The 19,299-nt window shown below is 39.6% G+C and carries 20 protein-coding genes and 1 pseudogene; all 21 read right to left on the reverse strand.

The window, feature by feature from the left end:
- Positions 1-31 precede the first annotated feature (31 nt).
- The 21 genes and pseudogenes from ACHWSC_RS11635 to ACHWSC_RS11735 all read right to left on the reverse strand — a co-directional run bounded on the left by ACHWSC_RS11635 (position 32) and on the right by ACHWSC_RS11735 (position 19,216).
- The gene (locus ACHWSC_RS11635) at positions 32-1,102 is read right to left on the reverse strand and encodes a hypothetical protein (protein WP_394676871.1); all 1,071 of its coding nucleotides are present in this window, start codon (positions 1,100-1,102) and stop codon (positions 32-34) included.
- Between the two features lie 13 nt (positions 1,103-1,115).
- Entirely contained in the window at positions 1,116-1,631 is a 516-nt protein-coding gene (locus tag ACHWSC_RS11640; RefSeq protein ID WP_394676872.1) for an LptE family protein, read from the reverse strand.
- A gap of 9 nt (positions 1,632-1,640) precedes the next feature.
- Complete coding sequence (locus ACHWSC_RS11645; protein WP_075990817.1) at positions 1,641-2,915, reverse strand: sigma-54-dependent Fis family transcriptional regulator; 1,275 nt, start codon at positions 2,913-2,915, stop codon at positions 1,641-1,643.
- A 36-nt stretch (positions 2,916-2,951) separates the two neighbouring features.
- Positions 2,952-4,388, reverse strand: coding sequence for a tRNA (N6-isopentenyl adenosine(37)-C2)-methylthiotransferase MiaB (gene miaB / locus ACHWSC_RS11650; protein ID WP_088160025.1), 1,437 nt, complete (start codon positions 4,386-4,388; stop codon positions 2,952-2,954).
- Positions 4,389-4,696: 308 nt separating this feature from the next.
- Positions 4,697-5,386, reverse strand: a complete 690-nt coding sequence (locus ACHWSC_RS11655) for an OmpA family protein (RefSeq protein WP_182330334.1) — start codon at positions 5,384-5,386, stop codon at positions 4,697-4,699.
- A 212-nt stretch (positions 5,387-5,598) separates the two neighbouring features.
- Positions 5,599-6,351, reverse strand: coding sequence for a hypothetical protein (locus tag ACHWSC_RS11660; RefSeq protein ID WP_088160023.1), 753 nt, complete (start codon positions 6,349-6,351; stop codon positions 5,599-5,601).
- Between the two features lie 207 nt (positions 6,352-6,558).
- Positions 6,559-6,957 (reverse strand): hypothetical protein, encoded by a 399-nt coding sequence (locus ACHWSC_RS11665; protein WP_075990814.1) that lies wholly within the window; start codon positions 6,955-6,957, stop codon positions 6,559-6,561.
- A gap of 11 nt (positions 6,958-6,968) precedes the next feature.
- The gene (rlmD, locus tag ACHWSC_RS11670) at positions 6,969-8,378 is read right to left on the reverse strand and encodes a 23S rRNA (uracil(1939)-C(5))-methyltransferase RlmD (protein ID WP_313188274.1); all 1,410 of its coding nucleotides are present in this window, start codon (positions 8,376-8,378) and stop codon (positions 6,969-6,971) included.
- 233 nt (positions 8,379-8,611) lie between these two features.
- Positions 8,612-9,187, reverse strand: a complete 576-nt coding sequence (locus tag ACHWSC_RS11675) for a TetR/AcrR family transcriptional regulator (protein ID WP_046674798.1) — start codon at positions 9,185-9,187, stop codon at positions 8,612-8,614.
- A 125-nt stretch (positions 9,188-9,312) separates the two neighbouring features.
- The gene (pheS, locus tag ACHWSC_RS11680; protein WP_120333066.1) at positions 9,313-10,353 is read right to left on the reverse strand and encodes a phenylalanine--tRNA ligase subunit alpha; all 1,041 of its coding nucleotides are present in this window, start codon (positions 10,351-10,353) and stop codon (positions 9,313-9,315) included.
- Positions 10,354-10,592: 239 nt separating this feature from the next.
- On the reverse strand, positions 10,593-11,051 hold the full coding sequence (locus ACHWSC_RS11685; RefSeq protein WP_046674796.1) for a single-stranded DNA-binding protein: 459 nt from the start codon (positions 11,049-11,051) through the stop codon (positions 10,593-10,595).
- 19 nt (positions 11,052-11,070) lie between these two features.
- Positions 11,071-12,120, reverse strand: coding sequence for an A/G-specific adenine glycosylase (gene mutY / locus ACHWSC_RS11690; protein WP_394676873.1), 1,050 nt, complete (start codon positions 12,118-12,120; stop codon positions 11,071-11,073).
- A 42-nt stretch (positions 12,121-12,162) separates the two neighbouring features.
- On the reverse strand, positions 12,163-12,645 hold the full coding sequence (locus ACHWSC_RS11695; RefSeq protein ID WP_120333064.1) for an urease accessory protein UreE: 483 nt from the start codon (positions 12,643-12,645) through the stop codon (positions 12,163-12,165).
- A complete protein-coding gene (locus ACHWSC_RS11700; RefSeq protein WP_394676874.1) occupies positions 12,638-13,579 on the reverse strand; it encodes an urease accessory protein UreD in 942 nt (313 codons plus the stop codon). Before ACHWSC_RS11700 ends, ACHWSC_RS11695 begins: the two co-directional genes overlap by 8 nt.
- 12 nt (positions 13,580-13,591) lie before the next feature.
- Positions 13,592-14,212: an urease accessory protein UreG gene (gene ureG / locus ACHWSC_RS11705; RefSeq protein WP_075990808.1), complete on the reverse strand. Its 621-nt coding sequence runs from the start codon at positions 14,210-14,212 to the stop codon at positions 13,592-13,594.
- 18 nt (positions 14,213-14,230) lie between these two features.
- Positions 14,231-14,917 (reverse strand): urease accessory protein UreF, encoded by a 687-nt coding sequence (locus ACHWSC_RS11710; protein ID WP_394676875.1) that lies wholly within the window; start codon positions 14,915-14,917, stop codon positions 14,231-14,233.
- A 23-nt stretch (positions 14,918-14,940) separates the two neighbouring features.
- On the reverse strand, positions 14,941-15,435 hold the full coding sequence (locus ACHWSC_RS11715; protein WP_394676876.1) for an urease accessory protein UreE: 495 nt from the start codon (positions 15,433-15,435) through the stop codon (positions 14,941-14,943).
- A gap of 10 nt (positions 15,436-15,445) precedes the next feature.
- Entirely contained in the window at positions 15,446-17,296 is a 1,851-nt protein-coding gene (gene ureC / locus ACHWSC_RS11720) for an urease subunit alpha (RefSeq protein ID WP_075990805.1), read from the reverse strand.
- Positions 17,297-17,373: 77 nt separating this feature from the next.
- Positions 17,374-17,670 (reverse strand): annotated as a pseudogene (gene ureB / locus ACHWSC_RS11725) (urease subunit beta); the annotation flags it as partial.
- A gap of 15 nt (positions 17,671-17,685) precedes the next feature.
- Positions 17,686-17,988 (reverse strand): urease subunit gamma, encoded by a 303-nt coding sequence (gene ureA / locus ACHWSC_RS11730; protein WP_046674789.1) that lies wholly within the window; start codon positions 17,986-17,988, stop codon positions 17,686-17,688.
- A gap of 37 nt (positions 17,989-18,025) precedes the next feature.
- A complete protein-coding gene (locus ACHWSC_RS11735; protein WP_394676877.1) occupies positions 18,026-19,216 on the reverse strand; it encodes a porin in 1,191 nt (396 codons plus the stop codon).
- Between the last annotated feature and the right edge of the window lie 83 nt (positions 19,217-19,299).

Raw genomic sequence — 19,299 nt, forward strand, 5'->3', positions numbered from 1 at the left:
CGATTAATAATCCTTGCATCTCTTTATGTTATTAATTTAATTTCTTTTCTAATTCTGTTATGCGTGCCGCAAAGTAAGCATTTTTTTCTGGATATTTCAAAACTAATTTTTTGTAAACCTCTATTGCTTTTGGATATAAGCCTTGCTCCATATAGATCTTTGCAAGCGTTTCGGTAACAAGTGAGTGTTGATCTTCCGAACTTTTCCTAGCTTTATTTTCCAAGTCTAATTTTTCCGCTTGTAAAGGCTGAATCATAGGCTCCTCACGAATAAACTTTTCGATCACCTCGTCAGTTTTACGCGGTATTTGAAAAGAGATTGTCGTTTTAACCTCATCACTCAACTTTGCTTCAGGCGATTGTAAATGAAAGATATTCTCCCGGATCTGTTGATCGAGTAGCTGACTATCCAGTTTCTCATGAATTTTAGCAATATCGTCATTGGAGGGCGTCATTGGGCCTAATGGAGATTTAACATAGGGCTGATAGGTATCAGCATATTCTAATCTCGTCTTATGCAACCACCATAAAAAACTGTATGGCATGGTATCATCATCGTAGACCGAAACACGTTCTTGACCATCATCCATTATTTCGACAACAGATTCAGATAGAACAGGTGTTACTAGTGCAGACTCCTCTGAATCGGCAATAATTTCTTGCTGCTGATCGCGTGACCGAAAATAATCTTTTGCAACCCCCGCTTGAATCAAACGATCCAATTCATCAACCTCCACCTTGGATAAAACTGGTTCAGCAACAATTTCGCTCTCAGCTTCAATTTCGACAATCCCATCATCGTCGCGAAGTGTTCCATCCACTAGAAATTCATCTGAAGGCATTATTGTATTAGGCTCTGCCGCTGATTTACAATGCATAAATTCATACAACCAACTCGGAGAAGATGCATAGAGCAAAGTAGACGACAAATTCTGAACTGAACTATGCTTGCCAAAAACTTTACGCTCATAGACAAATCGCAGGCTTTGGGCATAAGGATATTTTTCAATCAATGCTAAAACAACATCTTCGGCCACGGTGTCCGGATGATTGACTGCTTGAAAAAAAAGCTCGTTATTGGATAATGATATATTAAGATTCATCTTGGAAATAGAATTACCAATTAGCAAACGCTTTATTGTATATATCCTCAGTTAACATTTGAATAATTTCTTTACCCAAGGTCTCTTCTTGCGCACTCTGAAGGTTTCCTGCAAATTCTTTAAATCGCGTAAAAGGTTGCTCAAAATCATCCTTCGGATTAATTTTATTATGATAGGTAACCTTGATTGTAATAGTCAATCTATTCATAGCTGCACGATCTGTTCCGGCTTCAACAGCTGCCGGACTAATCGAATACTCTGTAATAAATCCCTCAAAGGTAGCATCACCGTCTTGATTCACCTGACTCAATCGAGATTGGTTACGGATACGCTCTTTCAGTGCCTCCGTAAAATTCTGACTTAAGGTCGGATAAACCAAAGGAGCTATATTTTCGAAATATTGAATATTGACTGTTTTCATTCCCTCAGGAATGGATCCACCAGTAAATCCATATTTTACCCCACAACTATTCATTACAACCAAAAAAGTTGTGGTGAGAAAAGCATATAAAATTTTTCTTGACAACATCTGTAAACCTTAATCTAAATTTAAGTCTTTAATTTTTCTGTACAAAGTTCTTTCAGAAATTCCCAACTCTTGCGCAGCAGCTTTACGTTTACCGCGGTGCTTTTTCAGTGCTTTCTTGATCAGATCAGACTCCTTATCAACAAGCGATAAAGATTCCTCAACTTCTTGAGCATCCTGCAGATATTCATCCTGTGCCACAGGATTTTTTAATACATTGGTCGGATTTGCCGGAGAATGTATCGTTAGCGTTGGGGTTGTATTATAATTTTCTGGATCTGCTTTCAATTGTGGTTCAATCTCCTGATACAATTGATTAATGTAGGGAGAATTTTGATCAAATGTGTTAGAATCGACACCTTTCTGAATTAATTCAACCACCAGTTTCTTCAGATCAACCATATCCTTCTTCATATCAAATAAGACTTTATACAGCAAATCTCTTTCTGAAAAATCCTCTTTTCCACCATTATTTGAAGGAACGACCGCTGGCAAACTCGTTCGGGATTCATTGGGCAGATAATTTTGAAGTGTATATGCATCAACAATGCGTTCTTTCTCCAAAACAGCGATTTGTTCCGCAACATTTTTCAGTTGACGCACGTTTCCGGGCCAGCTATAGTTGCGTAGCATATTCTGTGCATCTTCTGTCAGTTGAACGCCAGGTGTACGGTATTTCTCAGAAAAGTCCACAATAAACTTGCGAAATAATAAGTTGATATCTTCAGGTCTTTCACGTAAAGACGGTACGCGCAATGGTACAGTATTTAAGCGATAATAAAGATCTTCGCGAAATTTACCTTTTTGTACGGCTTCAAACACATTCACATTTGTCGCAGCAACCACCCGCACATTTGTCTTCTGTACCTTGGATGACCCTACCCGTATATACTCACCGGACTCCAATACACGTAATAATCTTGCTTGTGTACCCAAAGGCAACTCACCTACTTCATCTAGAAAGATTGTTCCACCATCAACGACTTCAAAATATCCCTTCCTGGCTTCATGGGCACCCGTAAAAGAACCTTTTTCGTGACCAAACAACTCGGAGTCAATGGTCCCCTCTGGTATAGCTCCACAATTGACCGCAATAAAAGGGCCATGCTTACGGGAGCTCAATTGATGGATAATATGCGAAAAAACTTCTTTACCACTCCCACTTTCACCCTGTATTAATACGGAGATATCAGTTGGAGCCACTTGTCGTGCAATATCGATAGCACGGTTCAACAAAGGCGAATTACCGATAATTCCAAATCTATTCTTTATATCTTGGTTATCCATAAATTTCCAGTTGGAAATAAAACAATCTAAGTTTTCTTAATCAACAATCTTTCCTAATAATGTCGCAGAAGTACATGACTCGATAAGTACATTCACATAATCACCTTGTTTAAATCGAGGATCGATTGGAAATACCACCAATGCATTTTGATCATTACGACCGCAAAAATCGAACTCAGACCTTTTTGAAAATCCCTCAACAAGCACTTTACATACTTTGCCAACAAAATGTTGATAACGATATAAGCTATGATCGCGCTGTTTATTGATAACTTCTGTTAAACGACGTTTTTTTACATCCTCTGGAATATCATCTGCGTATCTTTTTGCAGCCAAAGTACCTGGCCTTTCCGAGTAAGCAAACATATAGGCGAAATCGTATTTGACATAATCCATCATAGATAATGTTTCCTGATGCTCCTCTTCCGTTTCAGTACAGAAACCTGTAATAACATCTGTAGAAATAGCACATTCAGGAATAATACGACGAATGGCATCCACACGTTCCATATACCATTCACGGTCATATGTACGATTCATCAATTCCAATACACGGGAATTTCCAGATTGAACTGGCAAGTGAATATAATTACAGATGTTTTCATGCGAAGCTATTGCATATAAAACTTCATCTGTAATATCTTTTGGATGGGAAGTAGAGAAGCGAATACGTAAAAGCGGGCTGATTTCAGCAACCATCGTAAGCAAGCTAGCAAATGTTATAGTTTCACCCGGTTCCTCCCCTTCAGCTACTGGAGCAGTATATTTGTAGGAATCCACATTTTGTCCCAACAACGTAACCTCCTTATAGCCTGCATTAAAGAGATCTTGGGCCTCCTTCACAATAGATTGCGGATCACGGCTACGTTCACGTCCACGTGTAAAAGGAACAACACAGAAAGAACACATATTGTCGCAGCCACGCATAATCGAAATAAAAGCTGTTACACCATTTGAATTCAAACGAACAGGATTAATATCGGCATACGTTTCCTCTCTAGATAACAAGACGTTTACAGCTTTAGCTCCATCGTCAACCTTATCAATCAAATTTGGCAGATCGCGATAAGCATCTGGCCCTACAACGACATCAACCAACTTTTCTTCTTCTAAGAATTTCGATTTCAAACGCTCGGCCATACACCCCAGCACTCCAACGATCATTCCAGGATTTTTTGCTTTAGCAGCTTCAAATTCCTTTAGACGATTGCGCACACGCTGTTCTGCATTTTCGCGGATTGAACAGGTATTAATAAAAACCACATCAGCTTCCTGATAATTCTTGGTTGTTTCAAATCCCTTATCCAACAAAATAGAAGCAACAATCTCACTATCCGAAAAATTCATCTGGCAACCGTAACTTTCAATATACAGTTTGCGTCCATTACTTAAAATCGGATCCTGTTCTAATAATAATGCCTCACCCTGACGAGATTCGTCGTGTTCCTTAGTGGTATGTGTTAAATCTAGCATAGCTCGATATTCAATAGAATATAATTTTTATTATTTTCGATGGCGTAACCAATGCAATGACCGATCTTTTGCTGATCTAATTTTATGCCCTTAGTTATTTCAAAGACTACAAAGTTAGAAATTTAAATCCATATAATGACAGTTTGTCAGACAGAAATATGGTTTATCCTTTGTCAAATTTTAGGAGCAAATGGACCATATAAAAATTCTGACACGCTGTATTTCACAAAAAAAGCGTTGATTTAATCAACGCTTTCTTATGATTCAAGATCAATAAATTTGTCTCAAGAGAATATTCCTGAAAATGCTTACTGACCTGCTTGTTGTTTCGCTTCTTTCTTCATTTGATCACCTGCAACAATAACGATTTCAACACGACGGTTTTGAGCACGTCCTGCTTCCGTATCGTTACTTGCAATTGGTTCAGAGAAGTTTCTACCCTCAGTTCTAATACGCGAAGACGCTAAGCCTTTAGATACCGCAAATGCACGTACAGAATTTGCGCGGTCCAAAGACACTTTTTCATTTGCAGCCAACGTACCTACATTATCTGTGTGTCCGATAACCAAGATTTCAGTACCTTGTTCCTTGTTTAACGTTGCTACTAAATTTGCGATATTATCTTTAGCTGACGCTTTTAAATCTGATTTATTGAAGTCAAATAAAATACCTGAATCAAACTTAACCACGATACCTTCCGCAGATTGCGTAACTTCAGCTCCTTCAACAGTTTTAGAAATCTCAGCAGCTTGCTTATCCATTTTTTTACCAATCAATACACCAGCAGCTCCACCAATGGCAGCACCCGCTAATGTACCAATAGCAGTATTACCAGCTTTGCCACCGATCAATGCGCCTAAAGCACCTCCGGCAACACCACCGATTACTCCACCTTTAGTCGTATTATTTGTATTTTGGATGGTAGAACAACTTCCAAATAACATAGCTGAGGTTGCAACTGTCAAACCTAATACAGCCAATTTTCTATTCATTTTCATATGTATGCTATCTAAGACTTTTAATATTCAAATTAAATACCGTTCTACTAAAATCAAACAAAGTGCCAAAAGATATTCTTATCAACTTTTTTGTTACAAAACACTGAAAAAGGCCCTTAAAACTTCCAAAAATGACGTCGATACGCTACATAATTTTAAATCACCTTTTCCTACTCGTACAAACAGCTAACAGTAACAAAAGCAAAATGTTTTTATTTTTCTTGGGTCTTTACTTCAATATCAGGTAAAAGAGCTCCTTTAGGCCTTCCCTTTGCGTTAAAGTCGTCCATAGATTGTTGTACGTAATGCATTAAATCATACTGTCCCCAATGCTCAGCCAGATCAAAAGATGGACGGTAACGTATCATAAACGCATCTAATTCTGTGCTATCCAGCTTCGTCAGATTTTTAACAGCTTCACGAGAGAAAATACGATCAACTTGTAATTCATCCTTCTCTTTGTCCATAAATCGCCCAAAGCGTTTTGCATTCTTGGCTTCCCTTCCAAAAAGATTATAAAGGGCGGTTGCAGGACTACCCAGATAGGTCCCGAACTTATTTTTACCCCCATTATAAACACCCTTTTTAGCGTAATTATTCATGGCATCATTTAATTCGGCCTCCTTCGTTTTTCGTTCAACGATGACGGTCTCCAATCGTATCCCTTCTTGCAATTCCACATAAAACTCATTCAGGTTGGTCAGCACGGTTTTAACAGGTGAATACCCGACTTTGGTAAAAGACAGGGAATCTCCTACCGATGCATCAATCGTAAAAACACCAAAAGAGTTACTCAACGTTGATCTGTGCGTGCGCATATTAAGCACAACAGCATCTCCTATACGATTACCGTTCCCCTTTTGCAGCACCATTCCCGAGACCTTCTGCTGTTGTTGCGCAGTAGCTCCGAAATAGGTGAATAACAGCAAAAAAAGCCCTAATATATGTATATGTATTATTTTCATCCTATTATCTCTTTTCAATTACCCCAATTGGTTTCAGTGCGATTGTAATTATCAACAATTTCATTGGGTCAAACATTCATTTCCGTAAGGAACAGCTTATAATTTATTTCAATCTTATTAATTCCCAGCTACACCTAACCTACTTTGCTAAAAGTAGTAATAGTTTGACACTTGTACTGTTAAAAAAGTTTAAATATTATTTGTTTATCATTTGTATGGATAAAAAACAAAATTAGCCCCTTCAGTCACTACAACAAACAAACACATATAGTCTTTCGCCGGCTTGTAGTTCTGAATAAAAGACGCTTTACGATCTTCTTGAATAATATCCATTTCTACAAACTCTTCCAGTGTCGAGGCGTTTATGCTCCATTTCGTCTCCAGTTCCTTACGATCTAATATCACTTCGCCAACGGAAACTTCATGCTGATGTGCGACAAAAATTGGGTAGTCAGAATAACCTTCTTCAACAATCTCCAGCGCTACTTCGCGGATTGATTCACTATAAAAATCGAGATCTACCTGCAGACTTTTTAATGGACTTTGCTCTGTAGACGGTGTATTTTCTTCTCTTGCAGATCCTGCAAATAAATCTTCTACTTCCATAATGTATGCTATTACTTCTTTAATTCCAATAAAACCACATTCTCAACGTGTTGGGTGTGCGGAAACATATCTACTGGCTTGATCCGCTTCACCTCATATTTTTCGCCCAACAACACCAAATCGCGTGCCTGTGTAGCAGCATTACAACTGACATATACAATACGCGGTGATTCCATTTCTAACAAACGAGCTACAACGTCAGCGTGCATTCCTGCACGTGGCGGATCTGTAATCACCACATCTGGTTTTCCGTGTTCAGCTATAAAGGAAGGGGTCAACACATCTTTCATATCTCCAGCGTAGAACTTTGTATTCGTAATATCATTGATCGACGAATTGACTTTAGCGTCCTCAATGGCAGTTGGAACATACTCTACACCAACAACTTCTCTCGCCTTCTTAGCGACAAAGTTTGCAATTGTACCCGCTCCTGTATATAAGTCATACACCAACTCATCCCCCTTTAAATCGGCAAAGTCACGTGTGATTTTATACAGCTCATACGCTTGTGCAGAGTTTGTTTGATAGAACGACTTAGGCCCAACTTTGTAACGCAAGCCCTCCATCTCCTCATAGATAAAATCACGACCGGCATATACATGAATATCCTGGTCGAAGATTGTATCATTGCGTTTCTGGTTTACGATATATAACAGGGAAGCGACTTGAGGAAACTTTTCTTTAACAAATTCCATCAACAACTCAACCTGTCCTTCTTCCGGATATGCAAACACAACGATCACCATCATCTCCCCGGTTGAAGAAATACGGATAATCAAATTACGCAATACACCTGTGTGTTCACGCAAATCGTAGAACGTCATACCTTGACTAAGCGCAAAATCACGAATACTATTACGAACTTCATTTGAAGGATCTTCTTGCAAAAAACAATGATCGATATCTAAAATCTTATCAAAACGCCCAGGCACGTGAAAACCCAGTGCATTCATTTCTAATTGGGACGAGTCTTCATCAACAGAAGTCAACCATTTTTTGTTTGAAAAAGTATATTCTAATTTATTTCTGTAGTATTCTGTTTGCGCAGAGCCTAAAATACTTTCCATCGCTGAAGTATCTACTTTTCCAATACGCGAAAGCGCATTATCGACAGATTGTTGCTTAAATTTTAGCTGAGCATCATAGGTCATATGCTGCCACTTACATCCACCACATACTCCGAAATGCGCACAAAATGGATCTACGCGATAAGATGAAGCCTCTTTTAAACTGGTCACCCGAGCTTCCGCAAAATTCTTTTTCTTGCGCATAAGCTCCACGTCAACAACATCACCAGGAACAGCTTTTTCTACAAACAAAACCAAATCTTCGGTTTTTCCAACACCTCTACCCTCTTCGGCAATATCAATGATGGCAATATCTTTCAAGAACTTTTTATCTTGCGGAATTCTTCTACTCATAGGGTGCAAAAATACAAATTTATACCGATTTTCCATCTGCATAAATTATTTATAGGCATTGATTATCACTGGTATAAACAGGTTCTTAACAGGCTCGTAACTTCGTAAAGGAAACAATGGAACAAAGGAATATGAACAAAAGTAACTCCCGTACAAGAGAATCATAAGAAAAGAGAGCTGTACTCAAAAGATGGCGCCGCGATTTGGGCAGAGATGAAAGGCTTAGGATAACTTTACTGAACTGTTGCCTGAACAAGATAAGGAAGGATCTCTTTCTGAAACGAAATAAAGTTTTTTCGCACATCGGCATCTGAGACGGCCGTAAAAGCAAAAGAAAACACAATACTCTTACTGGACTTGATCAAAAAGGTCAGCTTTTCTTCGCTAATCGCTTCATTTATTTTTTCATTCTGAATGAATGTACTTAGGAGCAGAAACTCCAAATCTTCAGAAAGCGTTTTTAGATATTCTTGTGCGTTCGCAGATTCCCGGATAAACTCCCAACCGATCAATTCATTGCAAGCCGTATAGGTCAGTCGGCTTACCCGCAAAATTGTTGAAGCCAAAAATGAAGCCATATCATCTTCATATTTGGTTGTTTTCAAAATATCCTGCAGACTCGCACGAAGATAATCCATGAGAATGGCATGCAAGATCATCTCTTTACTATCAAAATACTTGTACACTGTCGCCTTCGCAATCTTAGCTTTTTTTGCCAATGTGTTCACACTGGTTTTATGGTAGCCATTTTGACGAAAGAGCTCACGCGCTGTTCTTTTTATGGATTCAATAATATAATCTGGTTCCATATACGTTAGATCGTACGAATGTTGAAAGTCATCTACAAAGCTTAAAGACCAAAAAGCATCACATTATTCTCTTGCCTAGTTATCGTAGAGAATAATGTGATGCCACAATCTTTACAATGATTAATTTATATTAATTCAGTCTCAAATTGAGACAAGAAACGTGTGTCATTTTCTGAGAAAAGACGTAGGTCTTTAATCACATATTTAAGGTTTGTGATACGTTCTATTCCCATACCAAAAGCAAAACCTGAGTATTTTTTACTATCTATACCACAGTTATCAAGCACATTAGGATCGACCATACCGCAACCTAAAATTTCTACCCAGCCAGAGTACTTACACAAGTTACACCCTGCCCCTTTACAGATTGTACAGGAGATATCCATTTCTGCCGAAGGTTCAGTGAAAGGAAAATAGGATGGGCGGAAACGTACTTTGGTACCTTCGCCATACATCTCTTGAACAAAATGATATAAAGTTTGTTTCAAATCGGCAAAAGAAACATTCTCATCTACATATAAACCTTCTACTTGATGAAAGAAACAGTGTGCACGGGCTGATATAGCTTCATTTCTATAAACACGTCCAGGCATTATCGCACGAAACGGTGGTTTACCGGCTTCCATTAAACGCACCTGAACCGAAGATGTATGCGTTCTCAATGTAATGTCATTACCTTCCTGTTTTTTGATAAAGAAAGTATCTTGCATATCACGCGCAGGATGTTCCGGTGGAAAATTCAACGCAGAAAAATTATGCCAGTCATCTTCAATTTCCGGCCCTTCTGACACAATAAAGCCTAATTTCTTGAAAATTTCAACAATTTCTTTACGAACTAAAGAGATTGGATGTCTAGACCCCAGCTGAAAACCTTGACCAGGCAATGTCAAATCACTCGCAAATTCCTGTGATTTTTGCTTCTCACCAGACCCGAACTTTTCTTGTGCTTCTTTGAATGTATTTTCTGCTAACTGCTTAAATTCATTCAACACTTTTCCCAAAGTACGTTTCTCTTCAGGCGTAACTGTTTTGAATTCATCAAAAAGATTTTTCACAATCCCTTTGGAAACCAAAAACTTCAATCTGAAATTTTCTACATCGGCTGAAGAAGCTGGCGCAAATGCCTTAATCTCTTCAGTATACTGCGTAATTCTATCTTGCAACATAATTAGAGCAAACATAGCCAAAATTTCCGCTAAAAAGAAATTTTGAACTTCGACTGAGCATCATAAAAGAACACATAACAGAAACAGCGTACTTGCTTGGGAGAAGGCAATCAGAATTCCACCCCCAAAACGCTAATAAAACAAAAGAGCAGGCTTAGTTGCCTGCTCTTTTGTTTTTCGATGATTTTACTATATTTACTATACATGTAAAGTTTTTACATAATCTCAAATTCTTCAGCTTAAAATGGTAATGGATTATCCTCCTGATCATTCTCCGTAAAATCGACCTCCACTTCCTTATCTTCGACTTTTTGCGCCTGCGTGTTTGCTGTATTACCAGCACTTACACCCGCATTCGGTTCAAAATCCGATTTACGGCCTAAAAGCGTAAAGGTTTCAGCGACAACCTCAGTAGCATATCGTCTAATACCTTCCTTATCCTCATAAGTACGAGTCCGCAGTCGACCTTCAATATAAACTAACTTCCCCTTTGTTAGATATTTTACAGCCACGTCAGCCAGACCTCGCCACATAACAATATTGTGCCATTCGGTTTGTTCTACTCTTTTTCCGTCTTTGTTATACGTTTCTGATGTTGCCAATGGAAAACTGGCAACAGAGACATTGCCTTCTAAATAGCGAATTTCGGGATCTTTTCCAAGATGTCCCACTAAAATGACTTTGTTAACTCCTGACATAATTTAAAAGCATAAATGGTTAAAAATTTGATCTTTCCAAAAAGGTAAAGATCAACTTGTGTTTAGCTAATTTATCTAAATCTTTTAGAAATACATAATCCCAATTGGATTTTTTTTGAATTAGATCGCCTTTTAACCGCACCTCAAAAAATGTCGCATAAATATTTTGATGACTCAAGATATGTTTTGTCTGCTGCTGTAAAACATGTAGTTCAGCATCGGAACCGAAACAGGAAATAAACCACTCATCGCTAAGAACATCCGGAATTGACAAGCTGTAATTAGACTCCAAAAGTGGAAACTCATATAGATTCTGCCAAACGTCACCTTCACCGCGTTTAGACATCAGTATCCGATCGTTGTCCTTCAAGATAAAATAATTAAAGTATCTATCTTTGCTTGCCTTGGCTTTAAGCTTTACAGGCAATTGATCTACCTGGCCTTTAGATAACGCATAACAGGAAGGACGAAACATACAGAATTCACATAAAGGCAGCTTGGGCTTACAATGGGTGGCACCAAAATCCATAATCGCCTGATTATACAATGCCGGGTGTTTATAATCAAGATTTTCTTTGGCTATAGCTGTAAAAATCTTCTTTCCTTCCGTAGAATTGATAGGTGTTTCTATGCCATAGTATCGCGCCAGTACACGAAACACATTTCCATCCAATACCGCCTGGGCTTCATCGTTCGCAAAAGAGGATATCGCCGCAGCAGTATACTCTCCTATTCCAGGAAGCGTTATTAATGTTTGATAATCTACCGGAAAAACACCCTGATACTGATCGCGAACTATTCGCGCGGCCTTATGCATATTCCGTCCTCTAGAATAGTAACCCAGACCTTGCCAAAGATGAAGAATATCATCTTCTTCTGCATTCGCAAATTCCACAACATTCTTAAATCGCTCGACAAAACGTACATAATAGGGCAAGCCTTGTTCGACACGAGTCTGTTGCAGAATAATTTCAGAAAGCCATATTTTGTAGGCATCTTTTGTTTCCCGCCATGGTAGATCTCGCTTATGCTGTCGATACCATGCTTGCAATTCCTCGCCAAATTTCATAGCGACAAAAATGCGCAATTTTTCGCTAATACCAGCATTCCATCATTCGAGGATAGGTCTACGAATGTAGGTAATCTGTTCATCAGGTTCTAAAATCGTATTTTCCAATGTGATAAAGCCCTTGTATTTTTCTTTTAGCGCCTGATAGAGACGTCCATCATAAGAAACAGCAAATCGCCCATCTGCCTTGAGATAAACCGGCAAGTGTCGATTGCCCACGTCGAAGCAGAACTCGCCTACAACAGATAGATTCTGACTATCCAACAATACACAAAGACAAGGTAAAATGTTGACCTGGATGAATAAATCACCGCGATGATAAATACACTGCCCTGAACGCAGTGCGCTGCCATCATCACGCTGTATGCGCACCAGATTACCCTTTCTTGTTTTCCGCTGGATAACGCGCTTATTTACCTCATAATAAGAAAGATCCAAAATATCTGAATCACGGCCCAGCTTCAATTTATCAAAATCAGGGATAACATCAATCCATATCTCGTCATGCTGGCTCCCCTTATGCATAGTTAGTTCCTTCCACTACTACAACATCCACCAACTCTCGCTTACTTTTTCGACGAGGTTTTCTGTGTTCAATGACAGTGATTTCCTCCGCCTTCGATTTCTCATCTTCCGTTATCGCTTCAACGGCTGTGTCTTCCTTCTTTTCAGAAAGCTTATGTTGTGTAAAGTCCCAACACAATTGCCCCAACATATGTAAAAAGTCGTAAAGCAACTCTCCATCAGTACCCAAAGCACGTAGGATAACCACATCTTTTGAAGCCTGCGTAAAGCCGTAAGAGATATCATTGTATTCAACAGTTAAGATTTCATCCAATTCATATTTTAATTCTTGCGCAAAAAGAGCCGAGAACACAAAAGTTGCCTGATGGGTATATCCCTCAAAAAATAACATCTTCTGTATCGGTTGACTTTTGGGACGCAAAAGCTGATTGTCAATAAAGGACAGTTTACCTTGTCTAAAAATCTTGGTTTGCGTATGGAGACTATCAAACTCAAATGCTTCTTTCATGTGAATTCTTCCAACACTAATAATGTCACCCCACATCAAAACTGCATCTTCAGCCAAGTGAATATGATTGCTTGCCTTAAAAATAGAATCCTTAAACGGCGTTACTGGATGTGGAATGTAATGAAACAAGCCACCGGCCCCAACATGCACGTCCGTATGTTGTCTTGCGCCAGTTTTCATAGGATGAAGCTTATTGAAGGACTGTGTAAAAAGTTTCAATTGTGCATCTTTTTTCACATGAACATCAATGTGCAAATAATCCGTATCCATAATACCAGGCGATGCACTCATGATGATCATTTCCAAATGATTGGTCAATCCTGCCGCGCCATAATGCGTTAGTTTATAAGGTGCATTATGATAACTCTCCTTCAATCTACTTCTGCCGTCCTCTTTGGCAACATTTAATACGATTTTGCTATCCATATACGATAAATTTTAACCTACGGGCTCCAACAAAGCATACTTTTTGATCCATGATTTCACATCTTCTAAACCTTCTAAAGTCATTAAGTTTGTAAAAATAAATGGTCTTTCACCGCGCATGCGGATTGTATCCTGGCGCATAACTTCCAAGTCGGCATTTACATAAGGGGCAAGGTCAATTTTATTGATCAACAACAAATCCGAGCGCGTAATACCAGGCCCACCTTTACGTGGCATTTTCTCGCCTTCAGCAACATCGAGAACAAATATGGTCAAATCGGCTAGATCCGGACTAAAAGTCGCCGTCAGGTTATCACCTCCACTTTCAACAAAAATCAGTTCCACATCCGCAAAACGATTCGCTAATTCTTCTACAGCTTCAATATTCATCGAAGCATCTTCACGGATTGCCGTATGCGGACAGCCCCCTGTTTCAACACCAATAATACGTTCAGCGGGCAGGGCCGAATTCTGCTGTAGATACATAGCGTCCTCACGCGTATAAATATCATTTGTTACAACACAGATACTATAATCTGCCGACATCGAACGTGTCAACCGTTCAATAAGTGCCGTCTTGCCAGAGCCCACAGGACCAGCAACACCAATTTTCACGTAATTTCTCTTAGACATCTTTTATTTCAGTTATTTTTACGAAATGTAAATTCTCGTGTATAATTTTTCATGTTGCATGCATCGAATATCCTGAGCGATACAACAATTTCCGATCAGATCATCATCCAGTTCGGGCTGCAATCCGACCAATTTATTAATCAAGGGCTGTAGTTTAAACAAAATCTGCTGTGCATCCATTTGGCTAATTGGAACCAGTTTGGCACAATTCGTCATAATACCATTCAAAGAATTATAATAAAAAGCACTCAGTGCATCTGCATAACTAATTTCCTGCGCATGGGCAAACATGGCAAATGCCATCGAATAGTGACCATGCAGTTCTTGCGAATTTATCGCCTTTAGATAAGCCGAACAACGCTTGACCGGTTTTAACTTTTCTGTCAATTTTAAAAACCGTATTCCCAATTTCTTACTGGCATCCCGAATCTCATAAGGGGCTTTGAAAGCGGTTATCAATGCATCCAGTTCAGCGATTTTTTTCCTGGTTGCTCTTGATTCGCATAATTGCCAGGCCTTATGAAAAAAAGCAGCATCATTGTAATAGAAACTATGCTCCAATAAAGTCTGTGCATATTCTTTTGCAGTTTTAGCATCATGTACAATCTCTTTATTGATATAAGTTTCCAAGCCATAGGAATGTGTGAAGCCTCCAATCGGAAATACAGAGTCGTTAATCTGCATTAATGTCAACAATGGATTCATATGTAATCGTTATTAATTAAGTATTAGAGCCCATTGGCCAAGGTAATTTTGTGCTGGACTACGGCATACTGATGTATGCGTAACGTATGGGTTCTTTCAATCACCCGTAGTTCTTTCGTCGGTGTAAAACCCGCCCTTTCTAAGGTTTCCCAAAGGGGATTTTCATAGGCTGCAATAATTTCATGTGCAGCGTTGATGAAAACAGGGATATGTTTGTTGCCAATTTCGAGACATATCCGAGCCATATCCAAGCGGTTTTTAGGACGTACAACAAGGCAAGGACAGGGCAATATTCGAACAGCAATGCGCAGTTCCGTTGTTTCGAACAAAATATCACCGTCAAACAAGGATTCCGTTCCTAAATTTTTAAAGCCTATTTCTCGACCTTCAACAGTGAACCCTCGGATAATACGTCTTTCCGTATCAAACCATTCGAGTTCCAAAAAATCAAGTTCAACACCGTTCTGATCTGTGCTATCGGCCCAAATATTCCCCTTAATGTCTCTTGCTAACAACATAAATAACCAATTAGAATAAGAAGTACCGTTGGGCCATTGGAAGTTCCTTCAATGGTTCACAGGTCGCCAACACACCATCGACTGTTACTTCATAGGTTTCTGGATTAACGACGATATTTGGTGTTGCATGATTATGTACCATATCTTTTTTCATCACCGTACGACATCCCTCCACAGGCAGACATTTACGCGACAAATTCAATTTTTGAATATTTCCGTTCTCCAAAGAAATTTTCGAAACGAAATTGAAGCATAGTTTTGAAACTGCTTTACCATAATTCCCAAACATTGGCCGATAAATGATTGGCTGTGGTGTCGGAATTGACGCATTGGCATCCCCCATTTTAGCGCCCAAAATCATACCGCCTTTGATGATCAACTCGGGTTTTACACCAAACAATTCTGGTTTCCAAAGGATCAAATCTGCATACTTTCCTTTTTCAATCGAACCAATATATTGGTCAATACCATGTGCTTTAGCAGGGTTGATTGTAAATTTAGACACATAACGTTTGACACGGAAGTTATCATTTTCTTTACCTTGATCTTCAGCTAAAGGGCCGCGTTGGATTTTCATCTTATGGGCCGTTTGGAATGTACGGGAAATGACCTCTCCCACACGTCCCATCGCTTGGCTATCCGAACTCATAATTGAAAATACGCCCATGTCTTGCAAAATATCCTCGGCAGCGATTGTCTGTGGACGGATACGTGAATCAGCAAATGCCACATCTTCTTTCACATTTTTATCCAAGTGATGGCAGACCATTAGCATGTCCAAGTGTTCTTCAGCAGTATTTACCGTAAAAGGTTTTGTTGGATTGGTAGATGCAGGGAGGATATTGGGATACATGGCGATCTTAATAATATCCGGAGCGTGTCCACCGCCAGCTCCTTCCGTGTGGAAAGTATGGATTACACGACCATCTATCGCAGCAACAGTATCTTCCAAGAAACCGGCCTCATTCAGTGTGTCGGTATGGATCGCAACTTGTACATCGTATTTATCAGCAACTTTCAATGCCGCATCAATTGTTGCCGGAGTCGCTCCCCAATCTTCATGGATTTTCACGCCCAGTGCACCAGCTTCAATTTGTTCTTCGATAGGTTTAGTGGTCGACACGTTACCTTTTCCGAAAAAACCAACATTGATAGGAAGGTTTTCAAACGCTTCAAACATACGCTCGATATACCACTTTCCTGAAGTCACTGTCGTTGCCAGTGTTCCATCTGCTGGTCCCGCACCGCCACCAATAAAAGTAGTTACACCAGAATATAGCGCTGTTTCAATCTGTTGCGGCGAGATAAAGTGAATGTGCGTATCAATACCGCCTGCAGTTAGGATATAGCCCGCTCCCCCATGCACTTCCGTAGAAGCACCGATGATCATGCCCTCGGTTACACCATCCTGTACATCTGGGTTTCCAGCTTTACCAATACCTACAATTTTACCATCCTTAATACCGATATCGCCTTTTACAATACCCCAGTGGTCAATGATAATGACATTAGTGATGCAAAAATCCAACACCCCCTCATCACGCAAGGCACGAGCCGATTGCCCCATACCATCGCGAATAGTTTTACCGCCACCAAATTTGTTCTCTTCTCCATAAACATTGAAATCTTTTTCGATTTCAATAAAAAGCTCTGTATCTGCCAGACGAACCTTATCTCCAGTGGTCGGTCCAAAAAGAGCCGCATATTTGTCTCTCGGGATATAAAGTTCCCCATCAACATATTTTACAGATGATTTATCTAAACCTAGTTTATCTAAACCAAGCGCATGTAGACCAACAGTAGTACCCAAAGTAGTGAGCCCTACAACTTTAATCCATTCGCGTCTATTCCATCCTCCCATATTTACTTAGATTGTCTGAATTTCAATTTTTTCATTTTATCAATGGCTTTGGTCTTCACCGATTGATCTGTATACTTCCCATTTGTCAATCCATTAAAACCGTGGATTTCCTTACTTCCGCCAAATTCAACCAGAACAACTGATTTTTGTTCCCCTGGTTCAAAACGAACAGCGGTGCTGGCTGGAATATTCAAGCGCATCCCAAACGCTTTCTCCCTGTCGAAGGAAAGCAACTTGTTCGCTTCAAAGAAATGATAGTGTGAACCTACCTGAATCGGTCGATCACCTTCATTTTTCACAACAATGCTTGTGGTTCTGTGCCCAACATTAGCTTTGATTTCCTCTTTTTTTAAAATGTATTCTCCTGGAATCATATCATTCAATATTTATTAACGAATAGGATCATGGACAGTCACCAATTTAGTTCCGTCCGGAAAAGTAACTTCGATCTGTACATCATGGATCATCTCGGGGACTCCTTCCATGACTTGGCTCCTTTTCAATAAGGTAGTACCATAAGACATTAAGTCCGCCACAGACCTTCCGTCCCTAGCCTCCTCCATAATCTGGGCACTGATGTAAGCGATACACTCTGGATAATTTAATTTTACCCCGCGTTTCAATCGCTTAGCCGCCAATTCGCCGGCCAAATGCAACAACAGCTTTTCTGTTTCTCTCGGTGTTAAACGCATAAAAAAATAATTATTTGTTAATTTGTTAAAGGAATTATTATAAAACTGGAATGGTAAAATATGCCCCAAAGGCTAAGCGGTTGTACTGACTCTTGGCTATATCCATATAGCCCTTATAGTTTACGGTGTTACCAACGTAACCTAAATAAAACCGAAGATCCTGGTTATGAAACGGCTTATGTTGCAAAGCCGCAAAATAAGTCCAGTTTTGGCGAAAATTCTTACCGAGCTGGTTATCATCTCTCGATCCCGCGACCTCATACCCACCTTTCAAAGCCACTTCCCATTTTTTACTCAAAAATTGATCATAGCGCAGTATGGCAGAGCTGTAGTTTACATCTTTGGCCAATACTCGCTTCTCGCCAGTTCTACCATAAAATTCGTTGATCGCCGAAGATGCAATCATCGCATGATCGACAGCAAGATAAGAGTACTGTAAATCAAGATATAGCATCTGTTTTGCTGTTTTGAATTTATTCGCTAATGAAACGGCATGATTAGTATGTCCCTTTGCAAACTTAGAGATGTTGTAAGACCATTTCGTATTAAAACGCTTATCCATAAATGCCCCCACCCAAGTGAAATAGGCTCCCATTGGTACACTAGAGCGTTCCAAATCACCTACAGCAAAACCATTTTTTGCATGAAGCTCCATAAAACTATCATTGGTCGTGTTGTAAACTTGGGCATGTAACGAATGATTCGGATTGACTTCATAGGATAACATTCCACCGACAACAAAGAGATTCAATATGCGGTCGACATAGTCTGTGAACTTATATTCGTAAATTGGGTTATTTTCAAATTCATAACTCCCGACCATCGCACTTTGCTTACCGGCCGTAACGGACCATTTGAGATCCTTGCCAAACTTGTACTTGATCAATGCCATGTCCAATGCACGCGAGCCATTATCCTGACTCGTTGGAGCAAATGACCTATTCAAACGAAAACGCACTTTATACGACAGTCTATCATTGTATTCGCCGCTCATCAAAATACGGGCATCATCAAGGTTTGCTTTTGCTTGAGACTCCCCCTCCCCATTGTCCGTTTGCAGACCTGCTCTTAACAGGACATCCAATTGAAATGATTTTGCTCGCGCGGGTTCTTTCAGTAACAAGCTGCTTCTTTGTGCCTGAACAGAGTCCGTTTGGATCTGCTCCTGCGCATGCAATGTTGCTATGCTAACCCCCAGTGTTGTAAAAAGTGAAAGTGTTTTTTTCATCCTTATATTTTGTTCCTTTATGGTAACGAAGCAATCCCGCGGTTTCAAAACATAATCCGATTCGAAACAACAAGATAGATCCA

Source organism: uncultured Sphingobacterium sp., from assembly GCF_964277905.1.
In the GTDB taxonomy this organism is placed as follows: domain Bacteria; phylum Bacteroidota; class Bacteroidia; order Sphingobacteriales; family Sphingobacteriaceae; genus Sphingobacterium; species Sphingobacterium siyangense.

Coding starts and splice junctions, on each gene's coding strand:
- miaB (WP_088160025.1), bottom strand. CDS start 4,388: ATGCTAGATTTAACACATACCACTAAGGAACACGACGAATCTCGTCAG.
- pheS (WP_120333066.1), bottom strand. CDS start 10,353: ATGTTGCAAGATAGAATTACGCAGTATACTGAAGAGATTAAGGCATTT.
- ACHWSC_RS11655 (WP_182330334.1), bottom strand. CDS start 5,386: ATGAAAATGAATAGAAAATTGGCTGTATTAGGTTTGACAGTTGCAACC.
- ACHWSC_RS11660 (WP_088160023.1), bottom strand. CDS start 6,351: ATGAAAATAATACATATACATATATTAGGGCTTTTTTTGCTGTTATTC.
- ACHWSC_RS11735 (WP_394676877.1), bottom strand. CDS start 19,216: ATGAAAAAAACACTTTCACTTTTTACAACACTGGGGGTTAGCATAGCA.
- ACHWSC_RS11715 (WP_394676876.1), bottom strand. CDS start 15,435: ATGTTGTTAGCAAGAGACATTAAGGGGAATATTTGGGCCGATAGCACA.
- ureG (WP_075990808.1), bottom strand. CDS start 14,212: ATGTCTAAGAGAAATTACGTGAAAATTGGTGTTGCTGGTCCTGTGGGC.
- ACHWSC_RS11640 (WP_394676872.1), bottom strand. CDS start 1,631: ATGTTGTCAAGAAAAATTTTATATGCTTTTCTCACCACAACTTTTTTG.
- ACHWSC_RS11710 (WP_394676875.1), bottom strand. CDS start 14,917: ATGAATCCATTGTTGACATTAATGCAGATTAACGACTCTGTATTTCCG.
- ACHWSC_RS11685 (WP_046674796.1), bottom strand. CDS start 11,051: ATGTCAGGAGTTAACAAAGTCATTTTAGTGGGACATCTTGGAAAAGAT.
- ACHWSC_RS11700 (WP_394676874.1), bottom strand. CDS start 13,579: ATGGATAGCAAAATCGTATTAAATGTTGCCAAAGAGGACGGCAGAAGT.
- ACHWSC_RS11645 (WP_075990817.1), bottom strand. CDS start 2,915: ATGGATAACCAAGATATAAAGAATAGATTTGGAATTATCGGTAATTCG.
- rlmD (WP_313188274.1), bottom strand. CDS start 8,378: ATGAGTAGAAGAATTCCGCAAGATAAAAAGTTCTTGAAAGATATTGCC.
- ACHWSC_RS11695 (WP_120333064.1), bottom strand. CDS start 12,645: ATGCATAAGGGGAGCCAGCATGACGAGATATGGATTGATGTTATCCCT.
- ureC (WP_075990805.1), bottom strand. CDS start 17,296: ATGGGAGGATGGAATAGACGCGAATGGATTAAAGTTGTAGGGCTCACT.
- ACHWSC_RS11665 (WP_075990814.1), bottom strand. CDS start 6,957: ATGGAAGTAGAAGATTTATTTGCAGGATCTGCAAGAGAAGAAAATACA.
- ureA (WP_046674789.1), bottom strand. CDS start 17,988: ATGCGTTTAACACCGAGAGAAACAGAAAAGCTGTTGTTGCATTTGGCC.
- ACHWSC_RS11635 (WP_394676871.1), bottom strand. CDS start 1,102: ATGAATCTTAATATATCATTATCCAATAACGAGCTTTTTTTTCAAGCA.
- mutY (WP_394676873.1), bottom strand. CDS start 12,120: ATGAAATTTGGCGAGGAATTGCAAGCATGGTATCGACAGCATAAGCGA.
- ACHWSC_RS11675 (WP_046674798.1), bottom strand. CDS start 9,187: ATGGAACCAGATTATATTATTGAATCCATAAAAAGAACAGCGCGTGAG.